At 71.5% G+C, this 10673-nt stretch carries 11 protein-coding genes; 4 read left to right on the plus strand and 7 right to left on the minus strand.

The genetic code is table 11. From position 1 onward, the window contains the following. Window positions 1-5: 5 nt before the first annotated feature. The 3 genes from Voc01_RS26155 to Voc01_RS26165 all read right to left on the minus strand — a co-directional run bounded on the left by Voc01_RS26155 (window position 6) and on the right by Voc01_RS26165 (window position 2571). Window positions 6-743, minus strand: coding sequence for an ABC transporter permease (locus tag Voc01_RS26155; protein ID WP_203930199.1), 738 nt, complete (start codon window positions 741-743; stop codon window positions 6-8). Next, window positions 740-1687: an ATP-binding cassette domain-containing protein gene (locus Voc01_RS26160; RefSeq protein WP_203930200.1), complete on the minus strand. Its 948-nt coding sequence runs from the start codon at window positions 1685-1687 to the stop codon at window positions 740-742. Before Voc01_RS26160 ends, Voc01_RS26155 begins: the two co-directional genes overlap by 4 nt. Window positions 1688-1962: 275 nt before the next feature. Then, window positions 1963-2571, minus strand: a complete 609-nt coding sequence (locus Voc01_RS26165) for a PadR family transcriptional regulator (protein ID WP_203930201.1) — start codon at window positions 2569-2571, stop codon at window positions 1963-1965. 119 nt (window positions 2572-2690) lie between these two features. Here Voc01_RS26165 and Voc01_RS26170 point away from each other — a divergent pair, with 119 nt between their 5' ends. Further along, entirely contained in the window at window positions 2691-4454 is a 1764-nt protein-coding gene (locus Voc01_RS26170; protein ID WP_203930202.1) for an acetyl/propionyl/methylcrotonyl-CoA carboxylase subunit alpha, read from the plus strand. Here Voc01_RS26170 and Voc01_RS26175 read toward each other — a convergent pair. Together Voc01_RS26175 and thrS are read right to left on the minus strand one after the other, a co-directional pair. Continuing rightward, window positions 4447-4833: a YbjQ family protein gene (locus Voc01_RS26175; protein WP_203930203.1), complete on the minus strand. Its 387-nt coding sequence runs from the start codon at window positions 4831-4833 to the stop codon at window positions 4447-4449. The genes Voc01_RS26170 and Voc01_RS26175 overlap by 8 nt on opposite strands. Window positions 4834-4870: 37 nt before the next feature. Further along, the gene (gene thrS / locus Voc01_RS26180) at window positions 4871-6034 is read right to left on the minus strand and encodes a threonine--tRNA ligase (RefSeq protein ID WP_203930204.1); all 1164 of its coding nucleotides are present in this window, start codon (window positions 6032-6034) and stop codon (window positions 4871-4873) included. A 211-nt stretch (window positions 6035-6245) separates the two neighbouring features. On the opposite strand from thrS, the gene Voc01_RS26185 reads away from it, so the two are divergent. Together Voc01_RS26185 and Voc01_RS26190 are read left to right on the plus strand one after the other, a co-directional pair. Then, window positions 6246-7052, plus strand: coding sequence for an Fpg/Nei family DNA glycosylase (locus Voc01_RS26185; RefSeq protein ID WP_203930205.1), 807 nt, complete (start codon window positions 6246-6248; stop codon window positions 7050-7052). Beyond that, entirely contained in the window at window positions 7053-7574 is a 522-nt protein-coding gene (locus Voc01_RS26190) for a 2'-5' RNA ligase family protein (protein WP_203930206.1), read from the plus strand. It abuts the gene before it with no gap. On the opposite strand, the gene Voc01_RS26195 is transcribed toward Voc01_RS26190, so the two are convergent. Continuing rightward, complete coding sequence (locus tag Voc01_RS26195; RefSeq protein WP_203930207.1) at window positions 7575-8978, minus strand: NAD(P)H-quinone dehydrogenase; 1404 nt, start codon at window positions 8976-8978, stop codon at window positions 7575-7577. It abuts the gene before it with no gap. Window positions 8979-9088: 110 nt separating this feature from the next. Between Voc01_RS26195 and Voc01_RS26200 the strand changes: the two genes are divergently transcribed. Next, window positions 9089-9544, plus strand: coding sequence for a gamma-glutamylcyclotransferase family protein (locus tag Voc01_RS26200; protein ID WP_203930208.1), 456 nt, complete (start codon window positions 9089-9091; stop codon window positions 9542-9544). Here the strand turns inward: Voc01_RS26200 and Voc01_RS26205 are convergent. Further along, entirely contained in the window at window positions 9541-10299 is a 759-nt protein-coding gene (locus Voc01_RS26205) for an SCO6745 family protein (protein WP_203930209.1), read from the minus strand. The genes Voc01_RS26200 and Voc01_RS26205 overlap by 4 nt on opposite strands. Window positions 10300-10673 lie beyond the last annotated feature (374 nt).

Here is a 10673-nt window from a genome sequence, read left to right on the forward strand (position 1 = left end):
CGTGATCATCGGATACTGCGGGCGAACTCACGTGCCGACCAGGTCGCCGCCGCGACCGCGAGGACACCGACGATCACCAGCGCCTTCCACACGTGCGGGTCGCCCGGGTTGCCGGCGAACAGCGCCCGGGCCGCGTCGACCGCCCAGGAGAACGGGTTCCACTGCGCGATCGCCCGCAGCCAGCCCGGCCCGAGCGAGATCGGCAACAGGATCCCCGAGAGCAGCAGCAGCGGGATGACCAGCGAGTTCAGCAGCGGGGCCAGCGCGTCCTCGCTGCGCACGATGAGAGCCACCCCGTAGGAGAACGCCGAGAACAGCAGACCGATCAGGGCCAGCATCGCCAGCGCGAGAGCCAGGTCGGGAAGCTCCACGCGTAGCCCGAACGGCAACGCGATCAGCACCAGGATCACCGCCTGCACCAGCAGGGTCACGATGTCGCGCCCGCACCGGCCGAGCAGCAGCGCGAGCCGGCTCACCGGCGTCACCCGCATGCGTTCCAGCACACCGGCCCGCAGCTCGGCGATGAGCGCGAACCCGACGAACATCGCGCCGAACATCGCCAGCTGGATCAGCAGGCCCGGCACGAACGCCTCGTACCCGCCCGACTGGGGCATGCGGTCGAGCAGCGGCCCGAACAGCAGCAGGAAGCACAGCGGCTGGAAGATCCCGACGAACACCCAGACCGGGTTGCGCAGGACGAGCTGGCACTGCCGGATGAAGACCAACCAGGTGTCGCGGATCATTTCGCATCCTCCCGCAGAGACCGCCCGGTACGGGCGAGAAAGACGTCGTCGAGGCTCGGACGGTGCAGTCCGATCGCCGCGAGCCGCACGTCGGCGGCGTCGACACGGCGCATGATCTGCGGCATCGCCGTCGACCCGGCGTCGACGACCAGCCGCAGGCCGGTACCGGTGCGCTCGAGCTCGCGCACGTAGGGCTGGCGTTCGAGGTCCCGGGCGAGCGGACCGGTGTCGCCGGCCAGCTCGAGCGTGACCACGTCGCCGGCGACCTGGCGCTTCAGCTCGGCCGGCGAGTCGACGGCGACGACCGTGCCGTGGTCGATGATCGCGACCCGGTCGCAGAGCGCGTCGGCCTCCTCCAGGTAGTGGGTCGTGAGGAACACGGTCATACCCTCGTCGCGGAGCCGGCGGACCTCGGTCCACATGTGTGCGCGGCTCTGCGGATCGAGCCCGGTGGTGGGCTCGTCGAGAAACACCACCTGCGGCTCGTGGATCACGCCGAGCGCGATGTCGACACGCCGGCGCTGCCCGCCGGAGTAGGTCCTGCACTGGCGGTCGGCGAAGTCGGTGAGCTGGAAGGCTTGTACGGCTTTATCGGCTTTTTTCCGTGCCTCTGCGGGCTTGGTGCCGTAGAGGCGGGCCTGGTAGGCCAGCTCCTCGCGGGCGCTCACCTCGTCCCAGGTGCCGCCGCCCTGCGCCACGTACCCGATGCGCCGGCGCACCTCGCCCGGCCGCTGCCGCAGGTCGACGCCGGCGACCAGGGCACTTCCGCCGTCGGGGCGGATCAGCGTGGCGAGCATCCGCAGCGTGGTGGTCTTGCCGGCGCCGTTGGGGCCGAGAAAACCGAAGATCTCCCCGTCCCCGACGTCGAGGTCGACCCCACGCACCGCGTCGACGGTCGTGCGACCGCTCCGGAACGACTTACGCAGCCCCGAAGTCTTGATCATGAGACACCCTCCCGTGCCCGACGAATGACATCACTATGACGTCACCCTGTTAGCATGTGACGGTAGGCCGGCCTAGCGAGTTAGTCAAATTTGACTAGCAACGTCGCTTCGATTCCTCACGATCTTGCAGTTGTGGCCGCACCTATATCGGGTGATATCCGGCTTTGTCGGAGGCCACGAGTGCAAGATCGGCGAACTGGGAGCCGGCGCAGGCCGCGCCCGGGGCAGGCCGGGCACCCAGGGCAGGTCGCGCGGCCGGCAAACAGGGAGCGGGGCTAGGAGTCCATTTCCTGGCGCCACTCGTCGAAGCCGGCCAGCAGCGGCTCGCCCGGGTCGCCCTCGTGCTGGCCCTCGCCGGCCTCGATCCGGGTCAGCACCCGCTCGCACCAGGCGATCTCCGCCTCGACCCGGGCCACCATCAGCTCGCCCAGCCAGCTCACATGCACCGGCTTCTCGTGCGTCCAGCCCTGCATCTCGGCCCCGGCCTGATCGACGTGACCGCGCAGTACCCCGATGCGGTTCCGCAGGGCCAGCACCGCCTCCCGGCGCGGCAGCGCCGGCAGGAACGACATCGCCGCGAGGAACGGGTCGGCCGCCTGGTGCAGCTCCCACCAGTATTTGCGCAGCAGCCGGTGGAACTCCTCCTGGCCGAAGCGGGTGGTGCGGTACATGGTGCGGGCCGGCCGGCCGGCGTCCTGCTCGGTGCCGACCTCGTCGAGCAGGCCCTCCTCGGCCATCTTGCGCAGGCCGTGGTAGATAGAGCCGGGCGCCACGTTCGCCCAGTCCTCGACGTTCCAGCTCACCAGCTCGCGGCGCACCTGGTAGCCGTGCACCGGCTCCAACCAGCGCACCAGGCCGAGGATCAGCATGCGAGTGACCGACATGGCACCAACCCTAGCTACTCAAACTTGACCAGAAAGTGACGTCACACCAAGGTCACAGGGACACCGGGGCCCCTCGTCACTAGACTCCCGACCAGGCAGGCCGGGAGGAGCACGACCGTATGCGCAAGGTACTGGTGGCCAATCGCGGCGAGATCGCGGTGCGGGTTGTGCGCGCCTGCGCAGACGCCGGTCTCGGGAGCGTCGCCGTCTACGCCGACTCCGACCGCGACGCCCCGCACGTCGTGCTCGCCGACGAGGCGTACGCGCTCGACGGCGACACCGCCACCGACACCTACCTGCGCATCGACAAGCTGATCGAGGTCGCGGAGAAGGCCGGCGCCGACGCGGTCCACCCCGGCTACGGGTTCCTCTCCGAGAACGCCGACTTCGCGCAGGCCGTGCTCGACGCGGGGCTCACCTGGATCGGGCCGAGCCCGCAGGCCATCCGCGACCTCGGCGACAAGGTCACCGCCCGGCACATCGCCAAGCGCGCCGGCGCGCCGCTGACCCCGGGCACCAACGACCCGGTCGAGGACGCCGACGAGATCGTCGCGTTCGCGAAGGCCAACGGCCTCCCGATCGCCATCAAGGCCGCCTTCGGCGGCGGCGGGCGCGGCCTGAAGGTCGCCCGCACGATCGAGGAGATCCCCAGCCAGTTCGAGAGCGCCGTCCGCGAGGCCGTGGCCGCGTTCGGGCGGGGCGAGTGCTTTGTCGAGCGCTACCTCGACAAGCCGCGGCACGTCGAGGCGCAGGTGCTCGCCGACCAGCACGGCAACGTGATCGTGGTCGGCACCCGGGACTGCTCGCTGCAGCGCCGCCACCAGAAGCTCGTCGAGGAGGCGCCGGCGCCGTTCCTCAGCGACGAGCAGCGGACCACCATCCACGAGTCGGCCAAGGCCATCTGCCGGGAGGCCGGCTACCACGGTGCCGGCACCGTCGAGTACCTCGTCGGCGCCGACGGCACCATCTCGTTCCTCGAGGTCAACACCCGGCTGCAGGTCGAGCACCCGGTCACCGAGGAGACCGCCGGTATCGATCTGGTGCGCGAGCAGTTCCGCATCGCGTCCAACGAGAGGCTGCGCCTGACCGCGGACCCCGCGCCCCGCGGACACTCGATCGAGTTCCGCATCAACGGCGAGGATCCCGGCCGCAACTTCCTGCCGGCGCCCGGCACGGTCACCGCGCTGAAGCTGCCGCAGGGGCCGGGCGTGCGCGTCGACAGCGGCATCGAGGCCGGCAGCGTCGTCGGCGGCAACTTCGACTCGCTGCTCGCCAAGGTGATCATCTCCGGCGAGACCCGCGCCGAGGCCATCGAACGCGCGCGGCGGGCGCTCGACGAGATGGTCGTCGAGGGCATGGCCACCGCGCTGCCGTTCCACCGCGCCATCGTCCGCGACGAGGCGTTCACCAGCGAGCCGTTCCACGTGCACACCCGCTGGATCGAGACCGAGTTCGACAACACCATCGAGCCGTACGCCGGCGCCGCGTCCGCCGGGGGCGGGGCCGGGGAACGCACGACCGTCGTGGTCGAGGTCGGCGGAAAGCGGCTCAGCGTCAGCCTTCCCGCGGGCTTTGGCAAGGTGACGGGCACAGCCGGCTCCGGCGGAGCGGGGGCTCGTCGGCCCGCGGGGCGGAAGTCCGCCGGCGGCAACCGGGGAGCCGCAGCCGGCGGTGACTCGCTGGTCAGCCCGATGCAGGGCACGATCGTCAAGCTGGTCGTGGCCGAGGGTGACGAGGTGGCCGAGGGCGACCCGGTCGTGGTGATCGAGGCCATGAAGATGGAGCAGCCGCTCGCCGCGCACAAGGCCGGCGTCGTCACCGGCCTGTCGGCCGCGGTCGGCGAGGTGATCACCACCGGAGCGGTGATCTGCGAGATCAAATGACCTCGTCCTCCTCCCGGACCCGGCCGTTGCCCGCCTGCATGGCCTCGTACTGACGCTGCGCCTCCGGTGTGACCGGTACGGCGACCACCGCGGTGCCGTACGCGACGATCTCCACCCACATGCTGGTGATGTCGCGGTTGTCGAAGCGCATGCCGAGGATCGCGTTGGCGCCCCGGCGACGGGCGGCCACCATCATCTGCTCGATCGCCCGGGCGCGCGTCTGCACCAGCACGTGCGCCATGTCGCCGCGTTCGCCTGTAGCGGGCGAGCGGATACCGGACGCGAAGGGATTGCGGGTCGACGCGGTGACGCCCAGCACCTCGCCGAGCGTCACCCGCACGTCGTACCCGGGCAGGCTGTCCGTCGTCACAACGAGCACGTCGTGAGCCTAGGACGCACAGCCCGCCCCCGCTCGATCACCCCGGCAGCGGTACCTCGCAGGAGTCGGCGAGCACCTCCAGCGCCACGTCCTCCGGCTGCGGTTCACGTCCCCTGAACGCGACCGCACCCGCGGCGGCCTCCGCCGCACCGATCACCGCGACGTGCGGGACGCGGCGCTCGGCGGCCCGGCGCACGCGGGCGCCGAGCGATCCGTCGGCCCACACCTCCACCCGCAGCCCGCGGGCGACCGCCCGGTCGGCGAACTGCCGGGCGGCGCCGAACTGGTCGTCGTGCACCGGCAGAACGACGGCCTGCACCGGCGCGCACCAGTCCGGCAGCCAGCCGTTGTGGATCTCCAGCAGGTGCGCGACCAGCCGCTCCATGCTGCCCAGCAGGCTGCGGTGGATGATCACCGGCCGCTGCTCCCGCTGCGCGCTGTCGACGTAGCCGAGCCCGAACCGCTCCGGCTGGAAGTAGTCGATCTGGACGGTCGACAGGGTCTGCTCACGCCCGGCCGGGTCGGCGATCTGCACGTCGATCTTCGGCCCGTAGAACGCGCCCTCGCCGGGCGCCTCCTCGTACGCGATGCCGCAGTCGCCGAGGGCGGCCCGCAACAGCTCGGCGGACTTCCCGGTGCCCTCGTCCGACAGGGAGAGCCGGTACCGCAGCGGCTTCATCCGCACCGCCTCGTGCGCCTGCCGCATCAGCGCGAGCACGCCGCTGATCTCGGCAACCGCCTGCTCCTCCGCGCAGAAGATGTGCGCGTCGTTCAACGACACCGCCCGCACCCGGGACAGTCCACCGAGGACGCCCGAGCGCTCCTCCCGGTACATCGGCCCGAGCTCGGCCACCCGCAGCGGCAGGTCGCGGTACGAGCGGCCCCGGCTGGCGAACACCATCGCGTGGTGCGGGCACAGGCTGGGCCGCAGGAACAGTTCGGCCCCGCCGTCGGGCATCGGCGGGAACATGTCGTCGCCGAAGTGCACGAGGTGGCCCGACCTCTCGTACATCTCGCGGCGCGCCAGCGGCGGCGAGTACACGTGCCGGTAGCCGTTGCGGCGTTCCAGCTCCCTGAGGTAACTCTCGATGGCGTGGCGGACGGCCGCACCGTCGGGCAGCCAGATCGGCAGGCCCGCGCCGACGAGCGGGTCGGAGTGGAAGTAGTCGAGTTCGCGGCCGAGCCGCCGGTGGTCGATCATGGTGGGTCTCCCTCTCGATGGGGCGACCTCGGGCCTTCCATACGACAAGACCCGGGGTGTCGCCCCGGGTCTCGGATGGCCTGAACGTCTGTGCGCTCAGCCCGAATGACGCCGGTAGCGGACCGGCGTCGTCGTGGCTATGGAGCGCTGCATGCGGTCAACGGTACGTCGCGGTGGATGGACCGTCACGTGGATTTGTAGGGTTGCGGCCGTGCCAGAGGGTCATACCATCCACCGGCTCGCGACCCGCCACCGCGAGCTGTTCGCCGGCAGGCGGGTACGGGTCAGCAGCCCGCAGGGGCGGTTCGCCGAGGGAGCGAAGGCCGTCGACGGCAAGGTGCTCACCGACACGTCGGCAGTCGGCAAGCACCTGCTGCACCACTACGGCGACGACCTGGCGGTGCACGTCCATCTCGGGCTGTACGGCAAGTTCACCGACGGCACCGGAAAGCCGCCACCGGTCGTCGGCGAGGTGCGGCTGCGCATGACCGGTGGTCGGCGCTGGCTCGACCTGCGCGGCCCGGCTGCCTGCGAGGTGCTCGACCCGATGGGCGTCGACCTCCTCAGGTCGCGCCTCGGCCCCGACCCGCTCAACGACGACAGCGACCCGGCCCGCGCGTACGAGAAGATCAGCCGCAGTACCCGTCCCCTCGCTTCGGTGCTGCTGGACCAGTCGGTGGTCGCCGGAGGCGGGCTCATCTTCGTCCTGGAGACGCTCTTCCGGGCGGGGATCCGGCCCACCGCGCCCGCGCGGACCCTGACCCCGGCGGCCTGGAGCTCGCTGTGGACCGACCTGCGCGCGCTGATGAAGGAAGCCGTCGAGAAGGGGCGGATCGACACCGTCCACAGTGCACACACGCCGGAGGCGATGCGGCGGCCGCCACGCGTCGACCGGCACGGCGGCGAGGTGTACGTGTACCGCCGGACCGGGCAGCCGTGCCTGATCTGCGGAACCCCGGTGTCGAGCGGCACGCTCGGCGGCCGCAACTCCTACTGGTGCGAGGAGTGTCAGTCGTAGATGGTCGCCGCCCTGGAGCTGTACTTCGACCACGTCGCCGAGCGCCGCATGCGGGTGCTGTGGGACGCCCTCGAAACCGACGGCGCCCCCAGTCTGAAAGGGCTGCTCGACGGAAAGCACCGGCCGCACCTGTCGCTGCTCGGCGCCGCCGCGCTCGACCCCGCGGTGGTGACGGAGGCCCTCGACGGGTTCGACGTCGCGCCGCCCCTGAAGCTGTCGTTCCAGTTCGCCGGCGTGTTCGTCGGGCGGGTGCTGTGGCTCGGTCCGTCGCCGAGCGTGGGGCTGCTGGGGCTGCACGCCGAGGTCTGGCGGCGGCTGGCGGTGGCGGGCGTCGAGATGTCCCCGCTGTACGCGCCGGGGGCGTGGGTGCCACACGCCACCGTGTCGATGCGGGTACCGAGGCCGATGCTCACCGAGGCGATACGGCGATGCCTGGAGACCCTGCCCATCGAAGCGACGGTGGTGGGCGCGGCGGTCGCCGACCACGCGCGGGGCATCTTCACCTCACTTCATGGAGCGTGATCAGCTCACTTCGTGGAGCATGAGCTGACGCGCGGCCTCGGCGATCGATCCGGAGACGCTCGGGTAGATCGTGATCGTGTGGGCCAGTTCGTCGACGGTGAGCCGGTTCTCCACCGCCATCGTGATCGGCAGGATCAGCTCGCTCGCCTTCGGTGCCACCACCACGCCACCGATCACCTGGCCGGTGGCCGGGCGGCAGAACAGCTTCACGAACCCGTCACGCAGGCCCATCATCTTCGCGCGGGCGTTGCCGGCCAGCGGCAGCATGACCGTGCGGGCCGGCACCTTGCCGCTGTCGACGTCCTTCTGCGTGACGCCGACGCTCGCCAGTTCGGGGTCGGTGAACACGTTGGCCGACACGGTGTTCAGCTTCAGCGGTGCGACCGCCTCGCCGAGCGCGTGCCACATCGCGATCCGCCCCTGCATCGCGGCGACGCTGGCCAGCGGCAGCACGCCGGTGCAGTCGCCGGCGGCGTAGATGCCGGGCACGTTCGTCCGTGACACGCGGTCGACGGTCAGGAAGCCGCCGTCGGCGACGGTGACCCCGTACTCGGCGAGCCCGAGGCCCTCGGTGTTCGGCACCGAGCCGACCGCCATGAGCACGTGCGAGCCGGTGACCGTGCGGCCGTCGGCCAGTTCCACCGTCACACCGTCTTTGGTCGCTGTTACCGCATTGGCCCTGCTCCGGCCGAGAATCGTCATGCCGCGCTCGCTGAACACCCGCTCGATGGCCCGGGCGGCGTCGGGGTCCTCGTGCGGCATGACCCGCTCGCGGCTCGACACGAGCGTGACGGCCACGCCCATCGCCAGGTAGGCCGACGCGAACTCGGCGCCGGTGACGCCGGAGCCGACCACGATCAGGTGCTCGGGAAGCCCGGGCAGGTCGTACACCTGCCGCCAGTCGAGGATGCGCTCGCCGTCGGGCACCGCCGACGGGAGGACGCGCGGGGTCGCGCCGGTCGCGATGAGAACGGTATCGGCGTCGATCGAGTACTCTCCGTCACCCTCCCGTGGGGTGACCACGATCCGGTGGGTGTGACCGAGCGTGTCCTCACCGAGCCGGGCCCGCCCCGTGACGAGGTTCACCCCCGCCTTGATCAGCTTGGTGCCGATGTCGCTGGACTGCGCCGCGGCGAGCGTCTTCACCCGTCGGTGTACCGCGGCGGCGTCGACGTTGACCGCCTCGAGCCCACCCGAGCGGACCCCGAACTGCTCGGTGTCGCGGTACCCGGTGACCACGTCGGAGCTGGCGATGAATGTCTTCGAGGGCACGCAGTCGTGGAGCACACACGCCCCACCTGGGCCTTCTTCCTCCACGACCGTGACGTCGGCGCCCAACTGGGCGGCCACGAGCGCCGCCTCGTAGCCGGCCGGACCGCCGCCGACGATGACCACCCGATTCACCGCTGCACCTCCATGTGGGTCACCTACCCCACGCTACGGCGGGATCAATCAGAATCCGACACGCGCGCCGGTATTCTCCCGTATGGCAGGGCCCAGCTATCGTCATCGCCGTGCGTCTTTACGCTGCGTACGGCTCGAACCTCGACCCTGGGCGAATGCAGGCCTACTGTCCGCGCTCGCCCATGACCGGTATCGGGTGGTTGGAAGGGTGGCGCCTGACCTTCGCCGGTGATGCCGAGCTCGGCTGGGAGGGCTCCGTCACCACGATCGCGGAAGCGGCCGGCGAGCGGGTCTTCGTCGCCCTTTACGACGTGCACCCGCTCGACGAGAAACAGCTCGACGAGGTCGAGGGCGTCACCGCCGGCACGTACCGCAAGCTGCACGTGCGGGTGGCCACCCTGGAGGGCGACGTCACCGCGTGGGTGTACGTCTACAACGGCTACGAGGGCGGCCTGCCGACCGCCTGGTACCTGGCCGAGATCGCCGCCGCGGCCGAGAAGGCGGGTGCGCCGCTCGACTACGTCACCGAGTTGCGCGAGCGTCCGACCAGTACGCCGTCGCCTTAGCCCACGGGCACCGGTGACGACTCGCTGAGCATCTTCGAGGCGGTCTCCAGCAGCTCGACCAGCTCCTGCCGTTCGCCCGGGTCGAGCACGCGGTACGCCTCACCGGCGATCCGGTCGGTGAGCGCCTCGGCCCAGGCCCGCCGCCGCATCAGCGGCTCCGCCGCCGGGTAGGGCGGCTGCCAGCCGAACGCGGTGGCGCCGGCCTCCTTCTCCGGCCCGGCGATGATCGCCTCGAGCGGCGTGAGGTTGCTGGCCCGCACCGCGAGCAGGTGCGCGGCGCCCCGGTGCTCACGCAGCAGATGCGACAGGACGGCCGCCCGCGCGCCCGGCGCGTCGTCGGGGATCGGCATCGACCGCCACGCCGCGAACAGCGGCAGGCCGGCCGCCTCCGCCGAGACGACCACCCGCTCGGCCAGCTCCACCACGCGCTCCAGGCCGAAGAAGGTGCTGAGGTTCTCGCGCCCCCAACGGCAGCACTCGCCGAGGTTGTGCGCCGCGATCTCCAGCGGCGGGGCGACCTTGCGGGCGGCCTCCCAGCCGTCGTGCACCGCCTCCGGCGCGATGAAGCCGAGCACCCCGGCCACGGTGTCGGCCCGCACGTCGCCGAGCGCACCGCCGCGGCCGGCCACGTAGAAGGCCCACCCGGTGAGCCCGAGTTGCCGGGCCCGCCGCATGGTGCGCGGGTCGTGTCCGAACGCCCCGCCGAGCTTGAGGATCGCGCGCTTACCGGCTGCCGCCGCCTGCTCCGGTGTCACGGGTCCTGATTCTGCCCCGGTGCGCCGTCGAGTACCAACCGTCCAGTTACGGATGGACACGTATTGACTACCCGCCCCGCTGGTTCTGGGTGCCCGCCGCTCCTCCTTCCTGCGCCGATCTTGCAGTCGTGGCGGGGACAAAGACCCCCATACCACTGGATATGGGCGGCCACAACTGCAAGATCGACGCGCGGGAGGGGCGCGGGCCGGGCACGGGCAGGCGGGGAAAGAGGGCGACGGGCCGGGAGGGCGCAGCGCGGGCGGCGGCGCGGCCGGGCGCGGCGGGAGGAAGGGGGCGGGGCCGGGCGCGGACCGGGCGGGCGCGGACCGGGCGGGCGCGGGGCGCGGACCGGGCGGGCGCGGACCGGGCGGGC

Origin of the sequence: Virgisporangium ochraceum, assembly GCF_016863655.1 — a bacterium.
Classification (GTDB): domain Bacteria; phylum Actinomycetota; class Actinomycetes; order Mycobacteriales; family Micromonosporaceae; genus Virgisporangium; species Virgisporangium ochraceum.

What these genes read in the sequence shown, in the direction of transcription:
- Voc01_RS26155 (WP_203930199.1), bottom strand. Translation starts at nt 743, where the DNA reads ATGATCCGCGACACCTGGTTGGTCTTCATCCGGCAGTGCCAGCTCGTC.
- Voc01_RS26160 (WP_203930200.1), bottom strand. Translation starts at nt 1,687, where the DNA reads ATGATCAAGACTTCGGGGCTGCGTAAGTCGTTCCGGAGCGGTCGCACG.
- Voc01_RS26165 (WP_203930201.1), bottom strand. Translation starts at nt 2,571, where the DNA reads ATGTCGGTCACTCGCATGCTGATCCTCGGCCTGGTGCGCTGGTTGGAG.
- Voc01_RS26170 (WP_203930202.1), top strand. Translation starts at nt 2,691, where the DNA reads ATGCGCAAGGTACTGGTGGCCAATCGCGGCGAGATCGCGGTGCGGGTT.
- thrS (WP_203930204.1), bottom strand. Translation starts at nt 6,034, where the DNA reads ATGATCGACCACCGGCGGCTCGGCCGCGAACTCGACTACTTCCACTCC.
- Voc01_RS26190 (WP_203930206.1), top strand. Translation starts at nt 7,053, where the DNA reads ATGGTCGCCGCCCTGGAGCTGTACTTCGACCACGTCGCCGAGCGCCGC.